This is a genomic window from Acinetobacter sp. MYb10, from assembly GCF_002980175.2.
GTDB lineage: Bacteria > Pseudomonadota > Gammaproteobacteria > Pseudomonadales > Moraxellaceae > Acinetobacter > Acinetobacter guillouiae.
Genome location: NZ_CP058272.1, coordinates 3,375,188 through 3,399,662, shown reverse-complemented (window position 1 = coordinate 3,399,662; position 24,475 = coordinate 3,375,188). Strand labels below are relative to the sequence as shown.

The following is a 24,475-nucleotide window of genomic DNA, read 5'->3' as shown; positions in this document are numbered from 1 at the left end:
AGTCAATTTGGGACAAAACCATAAATTGTCCAACAAAAAGGCATAAAAAAAGGCCGGTGAAACACCGACCTTTTTCGAACAACCGATTGTTCTGTGACGTGAGTAATTAGTTTACTTCACGATCCACAAGTTCTACATAAGCCATCGGTGCAGCATCACCTGCACGGAAACCAGCTTTAAGAACACGTAGATAACCGCCGTTACGTTCTTTGTAACGAGGGCCAAGAACGGTAAATAATTTACCAACTGTTGCTGCTGAACGAGTACGAGCAAACGCCAAACGACGGTTTGCTACAGTATCGTTTTTAGCTAAAGTGATTAAAGGCTCAGCTACACGACGTAACTCTTTTGCTTTAGGCACAGTAGTTTTAATTAACTCATGCTCAAACAAAGAATTAGCCATGTTTTGAAACATCGCTTTACGATGGCTGCTGGTACGGCCTAATTTCACACCACTATTACGATGACGCATGGTGATAGTCCTACTTAATTAACGGCTACGATAGGCGAAACGATCGTCCATACGGAGACTAGCTGGTGGCCAGTTCTCTAAACGCATGCCGAGCTGTAAGCCCTTAGAAGCCAGAACATCTTTGATCTCAGTAAGCGATTTTTTACCAAGGTTAGGAGTTTTAAGCAACTCAACCTCAGTACGCTGTACTAGATCACCAATGTAGTAAATATTTTCTGCTTTCAAACAGTTAGCAGAACGAACAGTAAGCTCTAGATCATCAACTGGACGAAGCAAGATTGGATCAACTTCTTCACGTGGCTCTTGAGCAACTGGAGCTTGATCTTTCTGAAGATCAACAAAAATTGCAATTTGTTGTTGCAAGATTGTTGCCGCTTTGCGGATAGCTTCTTCAGGATCTACAGTTCCATTCGTTTCAAGATCAATGACGAGCTTATCAAGGTCAGTACGTTGTTCTACACGAGCATTTTCAACTGTGTAAGACACACGTTTAATCGGGCTATAAGAAGCATCTAACTGTAGACGACCTACAGGACGCGTTTCGCCTTCAGGGAAACGTGAGTCAGAAGTTTCATAACCACGACCTTGAGAAACTTTCAAGCGCATTTTTAATGAGCCTGAAGCACTTAAAGTACCAATCAGATGTTCAGGGTTAACCACTTCAACATTATGTGGTAAACGAAGGTCAGCAGCAGTTACATCGCCAGGACCTTGTTTTTCCAATGTCAAATATGCTTCGTTTTGATCGAACAGCTTAATAGACAATCCTTTTAGGTTCAGCAAGAGCTCGACGATGTCCTGCTGCAAGCCTTCTAAAGTACTGTACTCGTGCTCGACACCCTCTATCTCTACTTCAACCACGGCTGCGCCAGGTAAAGAAGACAAAAGGATGCGACGTAAAGCATTACCAAGAGTATGACCAAAGCCACGCTCTAATGGTTCAAGAATCACTTTTGCCGAGGTCCCGCTTGCCGCTTCGACCTTGATCGCTTGCGGAGTTAGAAACTCGTTTGCAGTACGCGTCATTATTGCTACCTCAAGGATTATTTAGAATACAATTCTACAATCAAGCTTTCGTTGATTTCAGCAGGTAAATCAGAACGATCTGGTGCAGCTTTAAATGTACCTTCAAGTTTTGAATGATCTACTTCAATCCAAGCAGCTGTTCCACGTTGAGCAGCTAATTCAATTGCGTTTTTGATACGTAATTGTTGTTTAGCGCTTTCGTGAACTGCAATCACGTCGCCCGCTTTAACTTGGATAGACGCGATGTTAACACGACGACCATTTAAAGTGATTGAACGGTGAGATACCAGCTGACGAGCTTCTGCACGTGTAGAACCAAAACCCATGCGATAAACAACGTTATCGAGGCGGCTTTCAAGCAATTTCAACAAGTTTTCACCTGTTGCGCCTTTAACACGAGCAGCTTCTTTGTAGTAGTTACTAAATTGACGCTCTAAAACACCGTACATGCGACGTACTTTTTGTTTTTCACGTAATTGTAGTGAATACTCTGATTGTTTAGCACGGCTTTGGCCATGTTGACCAGGAGCTTTAGCAGATTTTTTTGTTTTGACGTCAAATGGTTTAACGCCAGATTTTAATTGCAGGTCTGTCCCTTCGCGGCGAGAGAGTTTGCATTTTGGACCAATATAACGAGCCATGAATGTTTCTCCTTACACGCGACGTTTTTTAGGTGGACGGCAACCGTTGTGCGGAATCGGTGTCACGTCGGTAATGCTGTTAATTTTATAACCCACTGCACCTAATGCACGAACCGCAGATTCACGACCTGGACCAGGACCTTTTACAAGGACGTCCAAGTTTTTCAAACCGTAATCTAAAGCAGCTTTACCAGCAACTTCAGCAGCTACCTGAGCAGCAAACGGAGTTGATTTACGTGATCCACGGAAGCCTTGTCCACCTGAAGTAGCCCAAGCCAATGCATTACCTTGACGATCAGTAATCGTAACAATGGTGTTATTAAAAGAAGCGTGAATGTGTGCAACACCTTCAGAGACGGTACGAGTGACCTTCTTGCGTGTGCGAGTATCTTTAGCCATCTTTTAGCTTCCAGAAATCTTATTTCTTAATAGGTTTGCGCGGACCTTTACGGGTACGTGCGTTAGTTTTGGTGCGTTGTCCGCGAACAGGCAAGCTGCGACGATGACGAAGACCGCGGTAGCAGCCTAAATCCATTAAACGTTTAATGTTCATAGAAATTTCGCGACGTAAGTCACCTTCGGTCGGAACCTTAGCAACTTCTGCACGAATCGCATCAAGCTGAGCATCATCTAATTCACGAATTTTAGTAGTAGTCGTAATACCTGCAGCAGCTAAAATGTTTTTAGCTGTGTGGCGGCCAATACCAAAAATATACGTGAGAGAGATAACAGCATGCTTGTTATCCGGAATGTTTACACCGGCAATACGAGCCATTCAAATTTCTCCAAAAAGGCAGTAGAGATAATCAACCGCCCCACAAAAATCTTGAGGGGCGGATAATAACCTAATTAGCCTACTGAAATCAACAGGTCTTAATTAAATTAACCTTGACGCTGCTTATGACGAGGTTCTGCGCTGCAAATTACGCGAATAACCCCATTACGACGGATAACTTTACAGCTACCACAAATTTTCTTTACAGAAGCTTGTACTTTCATGATGAAACCTTCTAAGTGCGCTTATCCCTTAGGATGAGCAGTCGTTTTTCTCATTAACGATTGATCGTCATACTGATGTGATGTCAAATGGGCTTGAAGCTGAGCCATAAAGTCCATAACAACAACAACTACGATAAGTAATGAGGTACCACCCAAATGGAATGGAATACCAAAAGAACTTTGTAAAATCATCGGCATTAAACAGATGACTGTAATGTAGATTGCACCAATAAACGTCAAACGATTAAGAATATGATCTAAGTAACGAGCAGTTTGCTCACCTGGGCGAATACCAGGTACATAAGCTCCACTGCGTTTCAAGTTCTCTGATACTTCTTTCGGGCTAAAAACAAGCGCCGTATAGAAATAACAGAAAAAGATAATTAACGCACCGAAGAGCACTAAATACAACGGTTGTCCAGGCGATAATACCAATGCCAAATCTTGTAGGCTACGTTTTACAATTCCTGCATTTGGATCAGCACTGCCTAACCATTGACCTAAACTTGCAGGGAACAACAATAACGAACTTGCGAAAATTGCTGGAATAACCCCTGCCATGTTGATCTTCAATGGCAAATGCGTTTGCTGTGCAGTGAATACACGACGACCTTGCTGTTTTTGAGCATAGTTCACAGGTATACGACGTTGAGCTTTTTCAATAAACACAATCGCTGCTAAAACAGCAACTGATAGCAATCCAAAGATAGCCAAACCAATTAAACTTGATTGGCCATTATCTACCGAAGTAAATGCTTGGATCACTAAGTTTGGTAAACCAGCAACAATACCTGCAAAGATAATCATTGAGATACCGTTACCAACACCGCGTTCAGTAATTTGCTCACCTAACCACATTAAGAACATGGTACCTGCAACTAACGATGTTAGCGCTGGAATGTAAAAAGCCAGTCCTGAAGTCAAAGTAATACCTTGACTGATTAGACCAGCACACATCCCGATACCTTGGACTAATGCAAGTAAAAGGGTGCCGTAACGCGTATATTGATTAATCTTACGCTTACCTTGCTCGCCTTCTTTCTTCAATGCTTCTAACGAAGGCACCACGGTCGACATTAACTGCACAATAATAGATGCAGAAATGTACGGCATGATACCTAACGCCAGAATGGACATTCGTTCTAATGCTCCACCCGAGAACATGTTAAACAAACCTAAAAAAGTACCTTCATTAGCTTTGAAAAAACGTTCTAGAGCAACATTATCAATACCTGGCAGCGGAATATGCGCTCCTAGTCGAAAGACTACCAATGCACCAATCAAGAACATTAATCGGCGAATAATTTCACGATATTTCACATGAAATGGTTGACCTTTCATCATGTTAACATGACCTGAAGAACTAGGAGACATAGTCACTCGCGATTACTCCTCGACTTTACCGCCAGCAGCTTCAAGAGCAGCTTTAGCGCCTTTAGTCAATGCAACACCTTGAACAGTGAATGCACGAGTGATTTCACCAGAAAGAACAACACGAGCACGCAACATATCTTTACGTACAACATTCGCAGCTTTCAAAGTTTCAAGTGAAATAATATCACCTTCAACTTTAGCAAGTTCAGACAAACGTACTTCAGCAGTTTTCAAAGCCAATTGGCTTGTGAAACCGAATTTAGGTAAACGACGATATAACGCAGTTTGACCACCTTCAAAGCCTGGACGAACGCCACCACTTTTACGTGATTTCTGACCTTTGACACCACGGCCACCAGTCTTACCGACACCAGAACCGATACCACGGCCTAAACGACGATTATCACGTTTTGCACCTTCAGCAGGTGCAAGCTCATTTAAACGCAGAGTCATGGCTTATTCCTCTACACTAACCATATAGTAGACTTTGTTGATCATACCACGGTTAGAAGGTGTATCTATTACTTCTACTGTATGACCAATACGACGCAGACCTAAACCTTGTAGGCAAAGTTTGTGATTTTTCAAACGATGCGAAGAAGATTTAGTCTGGGTAACTTTAATCGTTTTCATGATTGATTACCCTAAAATTTGTTCTACTGAAAGACCACGTTTAGCAGCAACTTTCTCAGGAGACGTCATATCACGTAAACCATTAAAAGTTGCATTTACAACGTTAGCCGCGTTAGTAGAACCATAACATTTCGTCAATACGTTACGTACACCAGCAGCTTCTAAAACTGCGCGCATAGAACCACCAGCGATTACGCCAGTACCTTCAGATGCAGGTTGCATGTAAACACGGCTAGCGCCATGACGAGCATGAATAGGATGTTGTACAGTACCATCAACAAGATCAACAGTGATCATGTTGCGGCGTGCAGCTTCAAGTGCTTTAGAAATAGCAGCTGGAACTTCACGCGCTTTACCGCGACCAAAACCTACACGACCATTACCATCACCCACAACAGTTAATGCTGTGAAAGAGAAGATACGACCACCCTTAACAACTTTGGCTACACGATCAACGGCAACCAGCTTTTCAACAAGACCTTCGTTTTGTTCAACTTTAGCCATGATTAGAACTCCAAGCCGTTTTCACGAGCAGCATCAGCCAAGGCTTTGATACGACCATGATATTTAAAACCAGAACGGTCAAATGCAACTTTAGTTACACCAGCAGCCTTTGCACGTTCTGCGATTAAAGCACCTACTTTAGTAGCTGAATCTACATTACCTGTAGTTCCGCTACGTAAAGATGCATCCAAAGTAGAAGCTTGCGCTAATACTTTGCCACCATCTGCAGAAATAACTTGAGCATAGATGTGACGCGGCGTGCGGTTTACACACAAGCGAGTCGCACCCAATGCACGAATGTGCAAGCGTGTGCTTTTCGCACGACGCAAACGGGATTGTTTCTTTTCGTTCATAAGAACCTCGCGCCTTATTTCTTCTTAGCTTCTTTACGAAGAACAACTTCGTCAGAATAGCGAACACCTTTACCTTTATACGGCTCTGGTGGACGATAACCACGGATTTCTGCAGCAACTTGACCTAACAATTGCTTGTTAGCTGATTTCAAAATGATTTCAGTAGCAGTCGGAGTTTCAGCAGTTACACCTTCAGGAAGAGCGTAATCAATCGGGTGAGAATAACCAAGGTTAAGGTTCACAACTGTACCTTTAACCGCAGCTTTATAACCAACACCGATAAGTTGTAACTTACGTTCGAAGCCTTCATTAACACCTTTTACAAGGTTATTAAGAACAGCGCGAGCAGTACCAGCTTGCATCCAAGAATCGCGAGATTCTTTAACTGGAGCAATATGAAGTTGACCTTCTTCCTGTTTAAGCTCGACCAGCGCATGCAGGTTGAAAGACAACGTACCTTTGCTGCCTTTCACTTCGACCTGCCGGCCGTTCTGAGTAACTGCTACACCGTTAGGTACAGTTACTGGGGCTTTAGCCACACGAGACATGAGGAATCACCTATTAAGAAACAAAAGCAATAACTTCACCACCAACGCCTGCAGCACGTGCAGCGCGATCAGTCATGATGCCTTTGCTTGTAGAAACAATTGCAATACCTAAACCTTGCTTAACGCTCGGAAGTGCATCTTTACCGCGATACTGACGTAGACCTGGACGGCTTACGCGTTTCACAGTTTCGATAACTGGTTTGCCTTCAAAATATTTTAAAGTAATTGTCAAAGTAGCTTTGCCTTCAAGATCAGCAACTTCTACATTTGAAATGTAACCTTCTTGTTGAAGTACGTTTGCAATTGCAACTTTCAACTTAGAATTAGGCATAGAAACAGTTTGTTTCTTTGCCATTTGTGCGTTACGAACACGTGTTAGCATGTCGGCAACGGTATCTTGCATACTCATTTATAGTCGCTCCTTACCAGCTTGCCTTAACAACGCCCGGTACATCACCCTGCATTACTGTGTCACGTAATTTGTTACGGCTTAAGCCGAACTTACGGAAGTAACCATGAGGACGACCAGTTAAACCACAACGGTTACGAAGACGTACTGGAGACGCATTACGTGGTAATGCTTGTAACTTCATCATCGCTTCGAAACGTTCTTCATCAGATGCATTTACGTTTGCAATCGTAGCTTTTAATTCAGCACGTTTTGCAGCGTATTTAGCAACTGTAGTTTCGCGTTTCAATTCGCGATTAATCATACTTTTCTTAGCCATATCGACCTCTTATTTGAACGGGAAGCCGAATGCACGGATTAGCGCACGGCCTTCGTCATCAGTACGAGCAGTCGTAGTGATAGTAATATCCATACCACGAATACGATCGATCTTATCAAAATCGATTTCAGGGAACATAATTTGTTCCTTGAGACCCATTGAATAATTACCACGACCATCGAATGATTTCGCAGAAAAACCGCGGAAGTCACGAATACGAGGGATAGCGATAGAGATCAAACGGTCTAAGAATTCGTACATTTGTTCGCCGCGTAAAGTTACTTTACAACCAATCGGCCAACCATCACGGATTTTAAAACCAGCGATTGATTTGCGCGCTAATGTAAGAACTGGTTTTTGACCAGCAATAGCTTGCATATCCGCCAAAGCGCCATCTAACAATTTCTTGTCAGCTGAAGCTGCACCAACACCCATGTTGATGGTGATTTTAGTAATGCGAGGAATTTCCATCACATTGCCCAAACCAAGTTCTTCTTTCAACTTAGCTCGGATTTCGTCGTTATAACGTGTTTTAAGTCTGGCCATAGCCTAGTTCAACCTATTACTTCGCTACCGCCACTGATTCACCATTTGATTTGTAAACGCGAGTTTTCACGCCTTCAATCACTTGGTAACCAACACGGTCAGCCTTTTGGGTTGCAGCATTAAAAACTGCCACGTTTGAAATATGAAGCGAAGCTTCTTGTGTAACAATAGCGCCTTCAGCACCTGTTGCACGGTTCGGCTTTTGATGCTTCTTAACTAAATTAAGGCCTTCAACCTTAACTTGGTCATTTGAAACAGACAAAACAGTACCCTGTTTGCCTTTTTCTTTACCTGCGATCACAATTACTTGATCGCCTTTTCTAATCTTAGCCATGATTGCCTCTATTATAGAACTTCAGGAGCCAATGAAATGATTTTCATGAACTGTTCAGTACGAAGTTCACGAGTCACTGGTCCGAAAATACGAGTGGCAATCGGAGCCTTGTTGTTGTTCAAGATAACTGCAGCATTATCATCGAAACGGATCACAGAACCGTCTGGACGACGAATACCGAATTTAGTACGAACTACAACTGCATTCATCACGTCACCTTTTTTAACACGGCCACGCGGAATTGCTTCTTTTACAGTAACTTTAATAATGTCGCCAACAGAAGCATAACGACGATGTGAACCACCAAGTACTTTAATACATTGTACGCGGCGAGCACCACTGTTGTCTGCTACGTCTAGCATACTTTCGGTCTGAATCATTGCCCTACTCCAAAACCGAGCATCACCGGTCGCAATTTCGAAAGGCTCAAAGAGTACTCGAAATTGACCGATGATGCAACAAGAACGTCTAATTACTCAGCAGCTGCTTCAATAACTTCCACTAAAGTCCAAGCTTTAGTTTTTGAAATTGGGCGGCTTTCTTTAATGGTTACAACATCGCCAGTTTTAGCAGTGTTGTTCTCATCATGAGCGTGTAATTTTGTTGAACGGCGGATTGATTTGCCATACAACGGGTGTTGAACGCGGCGTTCAATAAGTACAACAATAGACTTGTCCATTTTGTCACTTACTACTTTGCCTGTTAACGTGCGAACTGTTTGCTCACTCATTGTGCGTTCCCCTGTTTTTCGGTAAGGAGGGTCTTGATACGAGCAATAGTCTTACGAGTTAACGCAACTTCATGCGATTTACCCAATTGACCAGTTGCTTTCGCCATACGAAGACGGAATTGGTTAAGCTGTTGCTCATCAAGCAAAGCTGCCAACTCTTCTACCGATTTTTCACGTAGATCTTTAGTTTTCATTACATCACCGTCTTAGTAACGATAGTGGTTTTAAATGGAAGCTTAGCAGCTGCAAGCGTAAACGCTTCGCGTGCCAATTCTTCACTAACACCATCCATTTCGTACAAGATCTTACCTGGTTTGATTTGGCAAACCCAGTATTCCACAGAACCTTTACCTTTACCCATACGAACTTCTAATGGTTTTTCAGTAATTGGTTTGTCTGGGAAAACACGGATAAAGATCTTACCACCACGTTTAACACGACGGCTAATTGTACGACGCGCAGCTTCGATTTGACGAGCAGTCATTTGACCACGCTCAACAGATTTAAGTGCGATTGTACCGAAAGATACTGTGCTACCACGATGCGCTAGACCAGTGTTACGGCCTTTTTGCACCTTACGGAATTTAGTACGTTTAGGTTGCAACATGGATTATTCTCCTTTTTCAGCAGAACGATCATTGCGACGACCACGACGCTCTTGACCTTCACCACGACCGCGACCGCGTTTAGCTGGACGTTCTTCAGCAGGAGCAGGGTTCATGACTTGTTTCATGCCACCTAAGATCTCACCACGGAAAATCCAAACTTTAACACCAATCGTACCGTAAGTAGTTTCAGCGCGCATAGTTGCATAGTCGATGTCAGCACGAAGTGTATGTAAAGGTACACGACCTTCACGATACCATTCAGTACGTGCAATTTCTGCACCACCTAAACGACCAGAAACTTCAACTTTGATACCTTTAGCACCAGCACGCATAGTGTTTTGAACCGCACGCTTCATAGCACGACGGAACATTACACGTTTCTCTAATTGTGAAGCAATTGCTTCAGCAACTAAACGAGCGTCTAAGTCTGGGCGATCGATTTCGTTGATGCTTACTTGCGCTGGAACACCCATAATCTTGGTAAGTTCACGCTGTAATTTCTCAATGTCTTCGCCTTTTTTACCGATAACGATACCTGGACGAGCAGTGCTAATTGTTACCTTAGCAGCGCCTGTAGGACGTTCGATAAGAATATTGCTGATCATCGCGCTTTTAAGTTTTTTAGTTAAAAACTCACGAACTTGAAGATCTTTAAGCAAGTATTCAGCGTATTGTTTCGGACTCGCATACCAGTTGGCGTTATGACGTTTTACAACACCAAGGCGGATACCGATTGGATGAACCTTCTGACCCATATCAAACCCCTACCTTAACGGTAATGTGACAAGTACGCTTAGTAATACGATCTGCACGGCCTTTAGCACGTGGCATAATACGTTTAAGGCTAGTGCCTTCATCAACGTAAATCGTAGTAACCTTAAGGTCGTCTACATCTAAACTGTTATTGTGTTCAGCGTTTGCAATTGCAGATTCCAATGCTTTTTTCACTACAACTGCAGCTTTTTTGTTGCTGAAGTTTAAGATATTAAGCGCGTGAGCAATAGATTTGCCACGGATTAGGTCTGCAACCAAACGAGTTTTTTGTGCCGAGATAGCGGCACCGCGTAATTTAGCAGTAACTTCCATCATAGCACCTTAACGTTTAGACTTCTTGTCAACACCGTGACCACGATAGGTACGAGTTGGCGCGAATTCACCGAGTTTGTGACCAACCATATGTTCAGATACGATCACTGGAACATGGTTACGACCATTATGTACAGAAATTGTTAAACCAACAAAATCCGGGAGGATCATCGAACGACGCGACCAAGTTTTGATCGGCTTACGGTTATTAGCCGCGATAGCCGCTTCAACCTTAGCGAACAAGTGCGCATCGACGAATGGGCCTTTTTTCAGAGAACGAGGCATTGTCAGATTCCTTTACTTGTTACTTAACGCGACGGTCGCGAATGATCATCTTAGTCGTACGCTTATTGGTACGAGTTTTGTACCCTTTAGCTTTTTGACCCCATGGGCTTACAGGTTGAATACCTTTGTTACGCCCTTCACCACCACCATGTGGATGGTCAACTGGGTTCATCGCCATACCACGAACGGTAGGACGAACACCACGCCAGCGTGCAGCACCTGCTTTACCAAGTGAACGAAGGTTGCTTTCTGAGTTAGATACTTCACCTAACACAGCGCGACATTCAACGTGTACTTTACGCATTTCGCCTGAACGAAGACGAATAATTGCGTAAGAACCGTCACGACCCAACAACTGAGCAGAAGTACCAGCAGAACGCACTAATTGTGCACCTTTACCGATTTTAAGCTCAATGTTATGTAATGTAGAACCGATAGGCATATTACGAAGCGGTAAGCAGTTACCTGGACGAATTGGAGCATCGTTACCAGATTGTACTTTATCGCCAGCACGTAAGCCTTTAGCAGCAATAATATAACGACGTTCACCGTCAGCATATTTCAATAAAGCAATATGTGATGTACGGTTAGGATCGTATTCAATACGTTCAACTACAGCAGGGATGCCGTCTTTGTTACGTTTGAAGTCAACGATACGGTAGTTTTGTTTATGACCACCACCAACGTGACGAGTTGTAATGTGACCGTTATTATTACGACCACCAGTACGTTTTTTAGCTTCAACCAACGGTGCATAAGGCGCGCCTTTGTGAAGATGATTATGAACCACCTTCTCTACAAAGCGACGTCCTGGAGACGTTGGCTTACATTTTTGAATTGGCATAATTTTCGTCCTTATTCCGCTGTGCTTTCAGCGGTATCGCCCAAGTCAGCCATTTCAACATCTTGGCCAGCTTTCAGGGTGACGTATGCTTTTTTAACATCAGAACGACGTCCTAATGTTTTACCAAAGCGTTTAGTCTTACCTTTAGTGATAGTCGTGTTAACTTTAACAACTTCTACACCAAATAATTGCTCTACTGCTTTTTTGATTTCAAGTTTGTTTGCATCGATAGCAACTTTAAAAACTTGAACACCAGCAGTTTCGCCTAGAACTTGTGCTTTTTCTGAAAAAACAGGCCCTTTTAGGACTTGATAGATACGTTCGTTGTTCATCCGAGTTCTACCTCAATCTTCTTAGCAGCCGCAACAGACATAACAACTTTATCAAACGCGATCAAGCCAACAGGATCGATCCCAGCAGCATCAACCACATCAACGTGTGGAAGGTTACGAGCAGCTAAATATAGATTTTCATCTACAGCTTCAGTAACGATTAATGCGCGAGTAGCGTTCAAGCCGTTTAGTTTTGCAAGCAATTCTTTAGTTTTTGGAGCTTCAACTGCAAACTCTTCAACCAATACAAGACGATCTTGGCGAACAAGTTCAGCTAAGATACATTGCATTGCACCGCGGTACATTTTGCGGTTTACTTTTTGAGACCAATCTTGTGGACGAGCAGCAAAAGTTTTACCACCACCAACCCAGATTGGGCTACGAATAGAACCAGCACGAGCGCGGCCAGTACCTTTTTGACGGAATGGTTTTTTACCACCGCCAGAAACGTCTGCACGTGACTTCTGAGCTTTAGAGCCTTGACGACCACCAGCTAAATAAGCTGTAACAACTTGGTGTACAAGAGCTTCATTAAATTCACGTCCGAAAGCAACTTCAGACAATTCAACAGCAGAGCCGGAAACAGTTTTTAAATTCACGTTATTTCCCCTCAGGCCTTGATCGTAGGACGAACGATAACGTCGCCACCAGTAGCACCAGGAATCGCACCTTTAACAACAAGAACTGAACGTTCTGCGTCGATAGATACAATTTCAAGACCTTGTACAGTTACGCGATCATCACCTAAGTGACCAGGCATTTTTTTGCCTTTGAACACGCGACCAGGAGTCTGGTTTTGACCTGTAGAACCAATTACACGGTGAGATACTGAGTTACCATGTGTAGCATCTTGCGTACGGAAGTTCCAACGCTTAACACCACCCTGGAAGCCTTTACCTTTTGATTGACCAGTAACGTCAACAACTTGACCTACTGCGAACAAATCAACACCGATAGTGCCACCAACTTCACGACCTTCAAGATCAGCTTCTGCAACGCGGAATTCTTTAACTAAACGACCAGCAGCAACACCAGCTTTCGCAAAGTGACCTTTCTGAGCATTTGTTACGCGAGATTCGCGACGTTCACCAGTAGTGATTTGAATCGCTTGATAACCATCAGTTTCAAGCGTTTTGATTTGAGTGATACGGTTAGGATCAACCTCAATCACTGTTACAGGCACAGAAACACCAGCATCTGTAAAGATACGTGTCATACCGCACTTGCGACCGACTAAACCAATAGCCATGTGCATAAACCTCTAAAAAAGCGGCCTAATTAACTTATAGAGCGTTAATTAACCGAAAGCCTTAACCCAATGCGATCTGAACATCAACACCAGCTGCAAGATCCAACTTCATCAACGCATCTACAGTCTTATCTGTAGGTTGAACGATGTCGATCAAACGTTTATATGTGCGGATTTCATATTGGTCACGCGCATCTTTGTTCACGTGTGGTGATGTTAAAACGTTAAAACGTTCGATGCGAGTAGGCATCGGAATTGGACCACACACTTGTGCGCCAGTACGTTTTGCTGTTTCTACGATCTCTTGAGAAGATTGATCAATTAAACGATGATCAAAAGACTTAAGACGGATACGAATTCTCTGGTTAGACATACCAGTTAACTCCAAGCCAAATATATAAAGAATCACCCTTGACGCATCTCACCCCACTAAATAAGGTAAGTGTCAAAGGCAGTGAAAATCACTAAGGTCGTGATCGATGCCACGACTGTAACGATCTGAATGACTTTCTTCGCCATTCACCCCACCATATCGGAGGGTCGCTCATTATAACGATTGTTTAACACTTAAGCAAACTTATTTGGACATTTTTACCTTTTTTTGAGTAATTAATTATAAATAAAGCGCTTATTATTTAAACACCAGCTTAAACCCTTAAAACGTAGTCAATCGCATGATTGAGCAACTGATTCCCAATCACATAATCCGTTTGTTGCGATTTTTTTAGCTTCAATAATGATTGACTGTGTACTCCACTAAACACCATATCTTCTTCTTCATGCTCAATGAAGATTTTTAGGCTATGCGGGGTGATTTCTGGATGGAACTGAAACCCCAATACATTTTTGCCAATTTGATAAAGTTGGTTGGGACATGCTGGATTCTCCGCCAAACGAATTGCGCCTTTAGGAATATCAAAGGTCTCACTATGCCATTGCATGACATTGACCCGCTCAGGCAATTGGAAATAACCTTCTGGCACATGGTTGCTTTTATTAACCAAGGTCCAGCCAATCTCTTGCACAGTATTACGCCGAACATTGGCACCTAGAGCATTGGCTATCAACTGCCCACCCAAACACAGGCCGATTGCGGGCTTTTCCGAAGCCAAATAACGGCGTATCCATCGTTTTTCGACCTTTAACCAAGGATAGTTGGCTTCATCATTTACACTCATCTCCCCACCCATAATGATGAGTAAATCCACATCATTGACATGCGGCAAAGCTTCTATTTCTAATTGTGAATCTGTGGGTAAAGCAAAAAATTCTGTTGCAGTAATTTCTGCGCCCATTGCTTTTAAATACTCATAACAGCTACCAAAGCCTTCACCTGCAATATGCTGAAAATAATGCACTTTAAGTTTTTTCATGTTATCACCTATTCTTGTTGTATCAATTACGCTACAAATCACAAAACATAGTTGGATAAATGCAAAAATGAAGCCAATATCAATTTTATTTATTATTTTTCACAATTTATTGCTTTTCGTCACTGAGCGATTATGTTTTGCTTACTTTAGTCCAGCTATTAACAAAAATTGAGTATTCCTGTGAAACAAAAACCAGTTACTGCTTTAATTCATTCTTCTCGTAAAGCACCACAATATATAAATACAATACAGCCTCCCCTATTTCGTGCGTCAACAATTATATTTGAAAATACCGATGCACTATTTAATCGCCATTGGACAGATCGTTATGACTATAGTTACGGCACACATGGCACACCGACAACGTTTACCTTAGGCGATCACATTGCCCAAATAGAAGGTGGTGAATATTGTTTACTTGCACCTAGTGGTTTATCTGCGATTAATCTAGTCAATTCATGTTTTTTAAGTCATGGAGATGAAGTCTGGGTTGCAGACAATATCTATGGTCCCAACATGGAACATCTACGTCATCTTGAAAAAAGTTATGGCATTATCGTTCAAGTTTATAATCCTATCGATGCAGACACATTCCAACCCAATGAAAATGCCAAACTGATTTGGTTAGAAGCCGCAGGTTCAGTCACACTTGAATTTCCTGATCTTGTTAATTTAGTCAAAAAAGCCAAAGCAAAAAATATCCTCACGGCTTTGGACAATACCTGGGGAGCTGGCCTAGCGTTTAATGCCTTTAATTTTAGTCATGAACATTTAAGTGTAGATATCAGTGTACACGCCTTAACCAAATACCCGAGTGGTGGTGGTGATATTTTAATGGGATCTGTGGTCACTCAAGATAAAGCTTTACATCATAAGCTGTTCCGTATGCACGCCATTCAAGGTATCGCGATTTCAGGTGATGATGCTGCACAAGTACAACGCAGTTTGGCCTCAATGCAAATTCGTTATGAGCATCAGTCTCAAAGTGCTCTAAAGATTTTAAATTGGTTAAAGAATCAAAATGCGTTTGCCCAAGTTTTACACCCTGCGGATTCTGACAATATAAGCCATACCTATTGGAACCAAACCTGCCAAACAGGACAAAGTGCTGGTCTTGTTAGTGTTATTTTTAAACCTGAGTTTGATATAAACAAAATCCGAAAGTTTTGTGATCATTTATCTTTATTTAAACTTGGTTTTAGTTGGGGCGGTCCTGTCAGCTTAGTTATGATTTATAATCTGACTGACATGCGTCATTTAGAACGCGCACATCTACAGCAAGGTCTATTGGTTCGTTTCTGTATTGGCTTAGAACATCCAGACGATTTAATCCAAGATATTCAAAAAGCACTTCAAGTCATTCAGGCTTAATATTTCAAGTAAGCATACTTAATACATAATATCTGGGTCTCTGCTATATCAAGTGATGGCAAGGGCCCTATACTCACATCTAAACACGATTAATAGCGGAGATTATTAAGTGGAAAGATCATTTTTAGATTTCACTTATTTCCTGTGCATTTCAAGACATAATCCGCACTCCCCCTACATTCATATTCAACAATAAAAACAGATTTACAACATCATCATTTAATGCAATTTTGTATAACAACAATGATATAAATATTGAGTCAGATGAAGAACATCCAAACTCAAATTAAAGCTATAGGAATAACAATGGGCACACCAATCGTCATCGCAAAAAAAACTTCAGATACAACACAAGATATTGTATTACACTCACAATTTGCTAACCGTCATGGTTTAATTGCAGGCGCCACAGGTACAGGTAAAACCATTACCCTTAAAGTGCTTGCTGAAAGTTTTTCACGGATTGGTGTACCTGTATTTCTTGCCGATGCCAAAGGGGATGTTTCCAGTATAGCCAAAGCAGGTTCAACCAATCCTAAGTTCGAAGAACGCATTAAAAGCTTAGGAGTAGACAGTGTTCCTTTTGCTGCGTCACCGACTATTTTTTGGGATTTATTTGGTGAGCAAGGACATCCGATCCGTACCACAGTCTCTGAAATTGGCCCACTGTTACTTTCGCAAATGCTGAATTTAAATGACACTCAAGAAGGTGTGCTTTCAGCGGTGTTCCGTGTTGCAGATGATCAAGGCTTACTGTTAATTGATTTTAAAGATTTAAAAGCCATGCTGACCTATGTCAGTGAAAATGCGGCTGCTTTAAAAGCAGAATACGGCAATCTCTCACCTGCAAGTTTAGGTGCTATTCAGCGCAATCTATTGGCCTTAGGTGATCAGGGCGGTCAACGTTTCTTTGGTGAGCCAAGCCTTGATATTATGGATTTTATCCAAACTGATGCCAATGGGCATGGTTATATCAACCTATTGGCTGCGGATAAGCTGATGAACACACCAAAGCTCTATGCGACCTTCCTGCTTTGGATGCTTTCAGAATTATTTGAAAAGTTACCTGAAGTCGGTGACTTAGATAAGCCAAAATTGGTGTTCTTTTTTGATGAAGCGCATTTGCTCTTTGATAATGCCAGCCCAGCATTACAAGAAAAAATTCAACAAGTGGTCCGTCTAATTCGCTCTAAAGGTGTCGGAATTTATTTCATCTCACAAAGCCCATTAGATATCCCAGAAAATGTTTTAGGACAACTGGGCAACCGTGTACAACATGCCTTACGCGCGTTTACCCCTAAAGATCAAAAAGCAGTAAAAACTGCGGCTGATACCTTCCGCGCTAATCCAGAGTTTAAAGTAGATCAAGCAATTACAGAACTGGCTGTCGGTGAAGCGCTTATTAGTTGCTTAGATGAACAAGGTACACCTCAAGTGGTTGAACGAGCGATGGTGATGCCACCCTACTCATCATTTAGCCCAATTACTTTAGATGAACGAAAAGCATTGATGGCGCAAAGTATTGTTGCGGGTGTTTATGACAATGAAGTGGATCGTGATAGCGCTTATGAAATGCTACAACGTAAAGTTTCTGATAGCTCACAACAACAGGTGGCTTTTGATGCAGTGGCACAACAAGCCAAGCAATTAGAAGAGCTCACAAAGCAACAACAGACTCTCGATAAGCAACAAGCCAAAGAGCAAGAACGCTTAGAAAAAGAGGAAGCAAAAGCTGCAGCTGCACGTGCCAAACTAACTCAAGATGTGATCGGAACTTTTGCTAAAAGTGCCGCAAGAACCTTAGGCGGTCCTACAGGGCAAAAACTGGTCCGCGGTTTGTTAGGTTCATTATTTGGTGGGCGTTAATTCTTTTAAACACAAATATGAGGAGCGTTAGCGCTCCTTTTTTATTCCTCATTTTATAGCGCATGTTCTTGCTTATGTTTTTATTCGCTTATCCCGCTTATCAAGCCCGCTAAACATATCTAAAAACTTATTCAAAAAATTCATCTAAAAAAGCTTAAAAATAAATTCAATGATTTCAATCAATAAAGCTTAAATTCAAAATAAACCATAATTATTTTATGTGTTTTTCTTAAAGGTGTATTGCAAATACATTTTATAAGGTATATTTTAAATACATCTTATAAATGACAGCCAAGAGAGATCAACAATGACTCCGCAGCAAATTGACCTTGTAAAAGCAACAGTTCCTGTTCTTCGCGAAAATGGTGTAGCACTTACTGGTTATTTTTATAACCGTATGCTCGGCAATAATCCTGAATTAAAAGAAACCTTTAACATGGGGCATCAACGTAGTGGTGCGCAGGCTCAAGCCTTGGCTGGTGCTGTTTTAGCATATGCTGAAAATATTGAAGATCCTTCAGTACTTTTGCCTGTGGTTGAACTGATTGCCCATAAACATGTCAGTCTGAATATTCAAGCACCTGATTACAACATTGTCGGTGAAAACCTATTACATTCAATTAGTGAAGTATTAACTATTTCGATGGAAGATCCATTGATTGACGCATGGGCTGCAGCTTATGGGCAATTGGCCGATCTATTTATCAGTACTGAAAAAGCGATTTATGAGCAGCACCAACAAACTCAAGGCAGCTGGTTAGGCTGGCGTAAATTTAAAATCGCTAAAAAAGTGAATGAAAGCGAAGAAATTACCTCTTTCTATCTTGCACCAGTTGATGGTGGCGCATTACCTAAATATGAAGCGGGTCAATATATTTCAGTGCGCGTATTTGTTGAAGCGCTAGGCTTAAAACAACCACGTCAATACACACTGTCGACAAGTCCACAAGCAGATTATTTACGTATTTCAGTTAAACGTGAAGATGAAAAAGGTGAATTAGCAAGTGGTTGGGTATCAAACACTTTACATGGCTTAGCTGAAGGTTCAGAAATTGAAGTATCTGCCCCAACAGGTAACTTCTACCTGATTGATAGTAGCAAACGTAATGTCTTCATTAGTGCGGGTGTAGGTTTAACCCCAATGATTGCAATGCTTAACCAATTGGTGACTTTAGACATGCCTCAACCGGCTAGCTTTATTCATGCATGTCGCAGTAGCCAAGTACATGCGATGAAACAACATATTCAAGAGCAAAAAACTAAATTCCCACGTCTCAGTACATTTACAGCTTATGAGTTCCCACATAGCGGTGATATTATAGGTGAGGACTATGATGTGGCTGGTCGTTTAGACTTGGCAACGGTTGATACAGCACTACTCCCAGCCAATGCTGATTATTATCTTTGTGGCCCAATACCATTTATGCAACAACAACACCAAGCATTGGTGGCTCGTGGTATTAAACCTGAACAAATTCATAGTGAAGCGTTTGGTACGGGTGGTGCAGGTATCTAAATCTACATCCGTTCTTTATAAGGCTGGTCTATGATAGACTGGCCTTATTTATTTCAGGATGAGATACATCTTTACCCATAGATGAGCAGCCTACATGCAACTAAATAAATTTACCGACTATGCCCTGCGCATCTTAATGTACATCGCGCCTCCAAAAGATGTGCCTTATACGATTGCTGAAATTGCAGAAGATTTACATGTTTCAGAAAATCACTTGGTCAAAATTGTGCATTTTATGGGAAAACAAGGTTGGTTGATTACCACACGAGGTAAAGGCGGTGGTTTGCGCTTAAACCCAGATATCTTAGAATTTCGCTTAGGATATATTGTACGAATTCTCCAACGTGATGCACAAATTGTAGAGTGCAATACGCCACCTTGTGTGCTACGTCCACGCTGCGGCTTAAAGGGTATTTTAGATCAGGCCGTTGAACAGTTTTATCAAAGCCTAGATCACTATACTATTGCCGATGTTCTCAATGCGCCACCACAACATCCAAAGATCGTAAACTCGCCTATTCCCAATCTCAATGTTTAAGTCACAAAAGCTCATCGCCCAGCATCTTAATAGCCAATATTTCAGTTAACACGATCAAAATTCGCTTGAACCTCCGACTTCCTTTATAATGCACTTTGTTTATCCGTTTATTGAAGTTGAAATATGCATCGCAGCAGTGGAAAGTCTAAAAATAGTAAGACCTCAAGCGCCCCTAAACAAAAAATCAGTTATGAAAAAAAGGCTGATCCTGCGATTTCAGAATACTCAACTTCATCTTTGAACTGGTTGCGTAAAGCTGAATTTCTAATGAGTGCGCCTAAACTGAATCTTTGTGTAGAAGATACTGGTTATGAAGTTGCCTTTGCAGGCCGTTCAAATGCAGGAAAATCAAGTGCTATCAATGCATTGACCAATCAAAAGCAATTGGCACGCGCGTCGAAAAGACCTGGCCGTACGCAAATGATTAACTTTTTTAGTTTAGGTAATCCAGATCAGCGCCTTGTCGATTTACCAGGTTATGGTTATGCGGCTGTACCTGAAGCAATGAAAATTGTCTGGCAAAAAGAACTTGAGAATTATTTGATTCATCGAAAAAGTTTACAAGGTCTGGTTCTACTCATGGATATTCGCCACCCTTTACAACACTTCGATGTGATGATGTTGGAGTGGGCATATTCACGTCACTTGTTTGTGCATGTACTGTTGACTAAATCCGACAAACTCAACCGTGGTCCTGCCAGTAAAGTATTGTTAGATGTACAACAACAATTGAAGAAAATGAAGTTGAATTTTTCTATACAACTGTTTTCATCACTCAATAAACAAGGCCTAGAAGAACTTGCGTCAATTATGGCAGGTCGCTTAAATTACACCTTAGACAAAACTTTAGATTTTGATATTGATGCAATTCCTGAAGCCACTGAAGATGATTTGGATGATGAGTTCATTGATCAAGACCAAGAATCCGAATTCAATAGTGAAAATATTGATGGAAATGTAGATGAAAATCCACAAGTATAAATAAAAAAGTCTTGTCTAACAAAATTCATCACATATTGATACTGGAATGTCCTAAATTGCTAATAACTATTTAGGACATTTTTTTATACTTGAATAATAAAGTGTGAAATCACCAAAGAAAAATTAGGACACTGTGATGAAGTTACTCGCTAAATTAAAGAACAGTCGGATTGGATCGTCTATTCAGTACCACATCAAACCACGTAAAGTGAAATTTGAATGGCAAGATACCCCTGTCGATTGGATTCCAAATCAGCCATTTGTCAGCTACTTTATCAATGAAATTAACAATATTCTTCCAGCAGGTGAATTTTGGTTTTGCCGTTTATACAATCGTGTTTTACCCAAAATCACAGATGAAAAATTAGCTGAAGATGTTCGTGCCTTTATCCGCCAAGAAGCGATGCATGCTCAAGCACATGCTTCGGCAAATAAAGAATACTTAACTGTGCGTAATATTGATATTCAACGTAATCTTGAGATTATGGATTTCTTGTTTGGCAAATTACTTGCAGATCAACCACTCGGCTTTAAAGTACCCAAAGTCCTCGATCATCAATGGGATTTGTTCCGCTTAGGTATCGTCGCCACTGTTGAACATATGACATGTGTGTTGGGTAAATATGCGCTTTATAATAAAAAATGGGCGGAATTGGGTGCAGATCCAAATATGCTTGATTTAGTCAAATGGCATGGTGCCGAAGAGATTGAACACCGTACAGTGGCTTTTGATCTTTATCGCCATTTGGGCGGTGGTTATATTTCTCGTTATTATCAAAGTGTTATCGTGATTGCCGCTGTATTGGGCTTATGGGTTGATGGTGCTGCACATATCATGGGACAAGACCCACGTTATGCAGATAAAAAGCCTGCTTTTTATAAGCCTTGGATTTGGCGTGAATGGGCGAGTATCGCACAATCAGATAATCGCTTAATGCCACATCCATTATGGTTGGTTTCACAGCAATTGGGCTATTTAATGCCTTGGTATGATCCAGTACATGAAGCTAAAACAGAAGATGCAATTGCTTATTTGGATCAATCCCCTGCAGCAAAACGTGCATTGCCTAGAGTTGCAGCATAATAACTGTTAAAACTAATCAATACTGAAATCAAATAAAAAAAGCAGGATTTAGATCCTGCTTTTTTTGGGTCAATCTTTTAGAACAAGATCCTAACCATGCACTAAGTTGGACTTTCCATATCTTTGGTATTTCGGTCAACAACCACACTAATCATCATATCCCCTTGTACATTCACTACGGTACGTACAGTATCGAGAATACGATCAATTGGCAGAAGAATCGCAATTGCCTCTGCTGGTAATCCCACAGATTGTAGCACCATGATCATGGTGACCATGCCCGCACTTGGAATACCCGGTGCGCCCAATGAAGCAATCATCGCAGTCAGACAGACAATCACTTGTTGGGTAATTGATAACTCTAAACCCATTAAATTAGCAATAAAAAGCGCTGCTGCTGCTTCATAAAGTGCTGTTCCATCCATGTTCAACTGAGAACCGAAAGGAATCACAAAGCCTGCAATTTGTGGACGTACACCTAAATTTTCTTGAGTACACTTTAAACTCAAAGGCATGGTTGCAGAACTTGAACTGGTTGCAAATGCTGTAATTAATGCTGCACGCGTTCCTTTAAAAAAGGTAATCGGATCCATTTTTCCAAAGATCCATAACAATAATGGCAGAACCACAACACCATGAAATATCGTGGTTCCCGTAACAACAATAGCAAACTCAGCAAGACGGCTTAAAATAGAGATGTCTTCTGTTGCAATCAGCTTTGCCATCAAAGCAAAAATACCAATTGGCGCAACTTTCATCACCCAACCCACTAACATCATCATGATGTCAAAAAACTGACGCGCCAGTTGTTTGATTGAATTAAAACGCTCTCCACCATGTACCAGTGCCAAACCCAATAACAAAGCAAACAGCACGACTGCCAAAACATTGCCGTCACTAAATGCTTTAAATGGATTGATGAGAGTATTTTGAATAAAATTGGTTAAAAACGAGCTGGGTGTCAGTGAATCTGGGCTTTTATGTTGATTCATTGCATCTTGAAACATTGCAATGTCCACACCTTGTCCTACATTGAATAGATGTGTCGAGGCTAAACCGAGAATAAGTGCCAATGTCGTTGTGGTCACACAACAAGCCAAGGTTATTTTCCAAACTCGACTGAGTTGACTGCCCGCTTCTAAGTTTGAAACACCCACCAAGATTGAACTAAAAATAAGGGGAACCAAAAGCATTTTCAATAAACCAATAAAAATACTACTGGCGATGCTCAAACCATAAATGCTGGCATCTAAAAATTGAGTATTGGGGAATTGATTTAATAAAAATCCAAATGCCACACCAAGAATGGCTGCAATAAAAATTTGGGTATTTAAACTCATCTTCGCTGACTATTATAAATATTTACACGTTGAACTATGCCATTGAAGTTATTTAGAATCGAGCATTTTTTTGTCACAAGCTCTGCTAAAAAATAGAAAAGCCATCATAGGTGATGGCTTATTTCTAGGATTTGAGTATCAGTATAAAATCTTATTGGTTTTCGATTTCACGTACTCGCATCAAACCTTCTTGCACCGTACTACAAACCAATTCGCCATTTTGCCACATACGACCAAAATTCAGACCGCGTGAATTTGCACTAACTGTTGCATCCATATCGTAAAGCATCCAATCATCTGCTTTTACTGGTTTATGGAAATAGATCGTATGATCGATACTGGCACATTGTAAACTTGGCGAGAGGTAATTGAGACCATGTGGGCGCAAAGCAGTCATCATCAAGGTATAGTCCGAATAAAACGCAACAATTGCCTGATTTAAGGAAATATCATCCGCCTGTTCTGCAGCTAATGGCTCATGCGTACGCAAGTAATGTGCATAAGACGGCGCTTCAGGTTGTGGTTGAAATGGATTGGTCACATTGATCGGACGAATTTCTACCTGACGTGGACGCATAAATGCAGCGCGAATATTTTCCGGGATAAAACTGATTAAATTTTCTTTAAGCTCTTGCTCAGCTTTTAATTCATCAGGTGCCGGATATTCTGGCTCAGCAATTTGATAATTCAAGCCTTCTTCAGGTGTTGCAAATGACACCATTGCAGAAAAAATGGTACGCCCATGCTGGATTGCACGTACTTGACGACTTAAGAAGCTTTTGCCATCACGTAACCGATCAACCTCATAAATGATTGGGGCATTGATATCACCGCCATATAGGAAGTATGCATGTAAAGAATGTACGGGGCGATCAGCGGTATATGATGCTGCCCGCAGTGCTTGTCCTAAAACTTGCCCACCAAAAACACGCTTACCAACTAAATTTCGACTTTGACCACGAAAAATATGTTCTTCAAGTTTTTCAAGGGTTAAAAGCTCTACAAGCTCTTGGGTTAAAGCATTCATAAGTGACCTTTCTATATACTGACTTCATTCCAATGGATAGAACAAAGTATCCATATTTTAGAGATTTAACTCTATTTTGCCATAAGT

The 24,475-nt window shown here is 41.4% G+C and carries 36 protein-coding genes and 1 pseudogene; 6 read left to right on the top strand and 31 right to left on the bottom strand.

The window, feature by feature from the left end; genetic code table 11:
* Window positions 1-106: 106 nt before the first annotated feature.
* The 29 genes and pseudogenes from rplQ to CQZ96_RS15740 all read right to left on the bottom strand — a co-directional run bounded on the left by rplQ (window position 107) and on the right by CQZ96_RS15740 (window position 14,665).
* On the bottom strand, window positions 107-472 hold the full coding sequence (rplQ, locus tag CQZ96_RS15880) for a 50S ribosomal protein L17 (RefSeq protein ID WP_004281488.1): 366 nt from the start codon (window positions 470-472) through the stop codon (window positions 107-109).
* Between the two features lie 18 nt (window positions 473-490).
* Entirely contained in the window at window positions 491-1,498 is a 1,008-nt protein-coding gene (locus CQZ96_RS15875) for a DNA-directed RNA polymerase subunit alpha (RefSeq protein ID WP_004816876.1), read from the bottom strand.
* A 17-nt stretch (window positions 1,499-1,515) separates the two neighbouring features.
* Complete coding sequence (gene rpsD / locus CQZ96_RS15870; protein ID WP_004725725.1) at window positions 1,516-2,139, bottom strand: 30S ribosomal protein S4; 624 nt, start codon at window positions 2,137-2,139, stop codon at window positions 1,516-1,518.
* Between the two features lie 12 nt (window positions 2,140-2,151).
* Window positions 2,152-2,538, bottom strand: coding sequence for a 30S ribosomal protein S11 (gene rpsK / locus CQZ96_RS15865; RefSeq protein WP_001040166.1), 387 nt, complete (start codon window positions 2,536-2,538; stop codon window positions 2,152-2,154).
* A 19-nt stretch (window positions 2,539-2,557) separates the two neighbouring features.
* On the bottom strand, window positions 2,558-2,914 hold the full coding sequence (rpsM, locus tag CQZ96_RS15860; RefSeq protein ID WP_004725722.1) for a 30S ribosomal protein S13: 357 nt from the start codon (window positions 2,912-2,914) through the stop codon (window positions 2,558-2,560).
* Window positions 2,915-3,021: 107 nt separating this feature from the next.
* Window positions 3,022-3,138 (bottom strand): 50S ribosomal protein L36, encoded by a 117-nt coding sequence (rpmJ, locus tag CQZ96_RS15855; protein WP_000867907.1) that lies wholly within the window; start codon window positions 3,136-3,138, stop codon window positions 3,022-3,024.
* Window positions 3,139-3,159: 21 nt separating this feature from the next.
* Complete coding sequence (gene secY, locus CQZ96_RS15850) at window positions 3,160-4,479, bottom strand: preprotein translocase subunit SecY (RefSeq protein WP_171066869.1); 1,320 nt, start codon at window positions 4,477-4,479, stop codon at window positions 3,160-3,162.
* Window positions 4,480-4,524: 45 nt separating this feature from the next.
* The gene (rplO, locus tag CQZ96_RS15845) at window positions 4,525-4,965 is read right to left on the bottom strand and encodes a 50S ribosomal protein L15 (RefSeq protein ID WP_004725719.1); all 441 of its coding nucleotides are present in this window, start codon (window positions 4,963-4,965) and stop codon (window positions 4,525-4,527) included.
* A 3-nt stretch (window positions 4,966-4,968) separates the two neighbouring features.
* The gene (gene rpmD / locus CQZ96_RS15840) at window positions 4,969-5,145 is read right to left on the bottom strand and encodes a 50S ribosomal protein L30 (RefSeq protein WP_004725717.1); all 177 of its coding nucleotides are present in this window, start codon (window positions 5,143-5,145) and stop codon (window positions 4,969-4,971) included.
* A 6-nt stretch (window positions 5,146-5,151) separates the two neighbouring features.
* Window positions 5,152-5,649, bottom strand: coding sequence for a 30S ribosomal protein S5 (gene rpsE / locus CQZ96_RS15835; protein ID WP_004725715.1), 498 nt, complete (start codon window positions 5,647-5,649; stop codon window positions 5,152-5,154).
* A gap of 2 nt (window positions 5,650-5,651) precedes the next feature.
* On the bottom strand, window positions 5,652-6,002 hold the full coding sequence (gene rplR / locus CQZ96_RS15830; RefSeq protein WP_004725713.1) for a 50S ribosomal protein L18: 351 nt from the start codon (window positions 6,000-6,002) through the stop codon (window positions 5,652-5,654).
* Window positions 6,003-6,016: 14 nt separating this feature from the next.
* On the bottom strand, window positions 6,017-6,550 hold the full coding sequence (gene rplF / locus CQZ96_RS15825) for a 50S ribosomal protein L6 (protein WP_004725711.1): 534 nt from the start codon (window positions 6,548-6,550) through the stop codon (window positions 6,017-6,019).
* A 13-nt stretch (window positions 6,551-6,563) separates the two neighbouring features.
* Window positions 6,564-6,959, bottom strand: a complete 396-nt coding sequence (rpsH, locus tag CQZ96_RS15820; RefSeq protein ID WP_004725709.1) for a 30S ribosomal protein S8 — start codon at window positions 6,957-6,959, stop codon at window positions 6,564-6,566.
* 13 nt (window positions 6,960-6,972) lie between these two features.
* Window positions 6,973-7,278 carry a 30S ribosomal protein S14 gene (gene rpsN / locus CQZ96_RS15815; protein WP_004725707.1) on the bottom strand — a complete coding sequence of 102 codons (306 nt, stop codon included), beginning with the start codon at window positions 7,276-7,278 and terminating at the stop codon, window positions 6,973-6,975.
* A 9-nt stretch (window positions 7,279-7,287) separates the two neighbouring features.
* Entirely contained in the window at window positions 7,288-7,824 is a 537-nt protein-coding gene (gene rplE, locus CQZ96_RS15810; RefSeq protein WP_004725705.1) for a 50S ribosomal protein L5, read from the bottom strand.
* Window positions 7,825-7,840: 16 nt separating this feature from the next.
* Window positions 7,841-8,158: a 50S ribosomal protein L24 gene (rplX, locus tag CQZ96_RS15805; RefSeq protein ID WP_004725703.1), complete on the bottom strand. Its 318-nt coding sequence runs from the start codon at window positions 8,156-8,158 to the stop codon at window positions 7,841-7,843.
* 11 nt (window positions 8,159-8,169) lie between these two features.
* The gene (gene rplN, locus CQZ96_RS15800) at window positions 8,170-8,538 is read right to left on the bottom strand and encodes a 50S ribosomal protein L14 (protein WP_004725701.1); all 369 of its coding nucleotides are present in this window, start codon (window positions 8,536-8,538) and stop codon (window positions 8,170-8,172) included.
* A 92-nt stretch (window positions 8,539-8,630) separates the two neighbouring features.
* The gene (gene rpsQ / locus CQZ96_RS15795; protein WP_004725698.1) at window positions 8,631-8,888 is read right to left on the bottom strand and encodes a 30S ribosomal protein S17; all 258 of its coding nucleotides are present in this window, start codon (window positions 8,886-8,888) and stop codon (window positions 8,631-8,633) included.
* Window positions 8,885-9,082 carry a 50S ribosomal protein L29 gene (rpmC, locus tag CQZ96_RS15790; RefSeq protein WP_004725696.1) on the bottom strand — a complete coding sequence of 66 codons (198 nt, stop codon included), beginning with the start codon at window positions 9,080-9,082 and terminating at the stop codon, window positions 8,885-8,887. Before rpmC ends, rpsQ begins: the two co-directional genes overlap by 4 nt.
* The gene (rplP, locus tag CQZ96_RS15785; RefSeq protein WP_004725694.1) at window positions 9,082-9,495 is read right to left on the bottom strand and encodes a 50S ribosomal protein L16; all 414 of its coding nucleotides are present in this window, start codon (window positions 9,493-9,495) and stop codon (window positions 9,082-9,084) included. The genes rpmC and rplP overlap by 1 nt, the downstream gene beginning before the upstream one ends.
* Window positions 9,435-10,251 (bottom strand): annotated as a pseudogene (gene rpsC / locus CQZ96_RS15780) (30S ribosomal protein S3). Before rpsC ends, rplP begins: the two are co-directional and overlap by 61 nt.
* A 1-nt stretch (window position 10,252) precedes the next feature.
* Window positions 10,253-10,582 (bottom strand): 50S ribosomal protein L22, encoded by a 330-nt coding sequence (gene rplV, locus CQZ96_RS15775; protein WP_004816873.1) that lies wholly within the window; start codon window positions 10,580-10,582, stop codon window positions 10,253-10,255.
* A 9-nt stretch (window positions 10,583-10,591) separates the two neighbouring features.
* Entirely contained in the window at window positions 10,592-10,867 is a 276-nt protein-coding gene (gene rpsS, locus CQZ96_RS15770; protein WP_004281508.1) for a 30S ribosomal protein S19, read from the bottom strand.
* A gap of 19 nt (window positions 10,868-10,886) precedes the next feature.
* Window positions 10,887-11,711, bottom strand: a complete 825-nt coding sequence (gene rplB / locus CQZ96_RS15765) for a 50S ribosomal protein L2 (protein ID WP_004725686.1) — start codon at window positions 11,709-11,711, stop codon at window positions 10,887-10,889.
* An 11-nt stretch (window positions 11,712-11,722) separates the two neighbouring features.
* Window positions 11,723-12,043, bottom strand: coding sequence for a 50S ribosomal protein L23 (gene rplW / locus CQZ96_RS15760; RefSeq protein ID WP_004725684.1), 321 nt, complete (start codon window positions 12,041-12,043; stop codon window positions 11,723-11,725).
* On the bottom strand, window positions 12,040-12,642 hold the full coding sequence (gene rplD / locus CQZ96_RS15755; protein ID WP_004816870.1) for a 50S ribosomal protein L4: 603 nt from the start codon (window positions 12,640-12,642) through the stop codon (window positions 12,040-12,042). The genes rplW and rplD overlap by 4 nt, the downstream gene beginning before the upstream one ends.
* 11 nt (window positions 12,643-12,653) lie before the next feature.
* Window positions 12,654-13,292, bottom strand: a complete 639-nt coding sequence (rplC, locus tag CQZ96_RS15750) for a 50S ribosomal protein L3 (RefSeq protein WP_004816868.1) — start codon at window positions 13,290-13,292, stop codon at window positions 12,654-12,656.
* A gap of 61 nt (window positions 13,293-13,353) precedes the next feature.
* Window positions 13,354-13,665 (bottom strand): 30S ribosomal protein S10, encoded by a 312-nt coding sequence (rpsJ, locus tag CQZ96_RS15745; protein ID WP_004725677.1) that lies wholly within the window; start codon window positions 13,663-13,665, stop codon window positions 13,354-13,356.
* Between the two features lie 274 nt (window positions 13,666-13,939).
* Window positions 13,940-14,665 carry a type 1 glutamine amidotransferase gene (locus tag CQZ96_RS15740; protein ID WP_004725673.1) on the bottom strand — a complete coding sequence of 242 codons (726 nt, stop codon included), beginning with the start codon at window positions 14,663-14,665 and terminating at the stop codon, window positions 13,940-13,942.
* Window positions 14,666-14,845: 180 nt separating this feature from the next.
* On the opposite strand from CQZ96_RS15740, the gene CQZ96_RS15735 reads away from it, so the two are divergent.
* From CQZ96_RS15735 to CQZ96_RS15710, 6 genes are all read left to right on the top strand, one after another.
* Entirely contained in the window at window positions 14,846-16,036 is a 1,191-nt protein-coding gene (locus tag CQZ96_RS15735) for a PLP-dependent transferase (RefSeq protein ID WP_105714579.1), read from the top strand.
* 306 nt (window positions 16,037-16,342) lie between these two features.
* Window positions 16,343-17,902, top strand: coding sequence for a helicase HerA-like domain-containing protein (locus CQZ96_RS15730; RefSeq protein WP_105714580.1), 1,560 nt, complete (start codon window positions 16,343-16,345; stop codon window positions 17,900-17,902).
* Window positions 17,903-18,209: 307 nt separating this feature from the next.
* The gene (gene hmpA, locus CQZ96_RS15725; RefSeq protein WP_105714581.1) at window positions 18,210-19,418 is read left to right on the top strand and encodes an NO-inducible flavohemoprotein; all 1,209 of its coding nucleotides are present in this window, start codon (window positions 18,210-18,212) and stop codon (window positions 19,416-19,418) included.
* 94 nt (window positions 19,419-19,512) lie between these two features.
* Complete coding sequence (locus CQZ96_RS15720) at window positions 19,513-19,956, top strand: RrF2 family transcriptional regulator (protein WP_105714582.1); 444 nt, start codon at window positions 19,513-19,515, stop codon at window positions 19,954-19,956.
* Between the two features lie 123 nt (window positions 19,957-20,079).
* Entirely contained in the window at window positions 20,080-20,937 is an 858-nt protein-coding gene (gene yihA / locus CQZ96_RS15715) for a ribosome biogenesis GTP-binding protein YihA/YsxC (protein ID WP_056512180.1), read from the top strand.
* Between the two features lie 136 nt (window positions 20,938-21,073).
* Window positions 21,074-22,021 carry a metal-dependent hydrolase gene (locus CQZ96_RS15710; protein WP_056512178.1) on the top strand — a complete coding sequence of 316 codons (948 nt, stop codon included), beginning with the start codon at window positions 21,074-21,076 and terminating at the stop codon, window positions 22,019-22,021.
* 101 nt (window positions 22,022-22,122) lie between these two features.
* Here CQZ96_RS15710 and CQZ96_RS15705 read toward each other — a convergent pair whose 3' ends face one another.
* Window positions 22,123-23,361 carry a dicarboxylate/amino acid:cation symporter gene (locus CQZ96_RS15705; protein WP_004725660.1) on the bottom strand — a complete coding sequence of 413 codons (1,239 nt, stop codon included), beginning with the start codon at window positions 23,359-23,361 and terminating at the stop codon, window positions 22,123-22,125.
* Window positions 23,362-23,512: 151 nt separating this feature from the next.
* Window positions 23,513-24,388, bottom strand: coding sequence for an acyl-CoA thioesterase (locus tag CQZ96_RS15700; RefSeq protein ID WP_004725658.1), 876 nt, complete (start codon window positions 24,386-24,388; stop codon window positions 23,513-23,515).
* Between the last annotated feature and the right edge of the window lie 87 nt (window positions 24,389-24,475).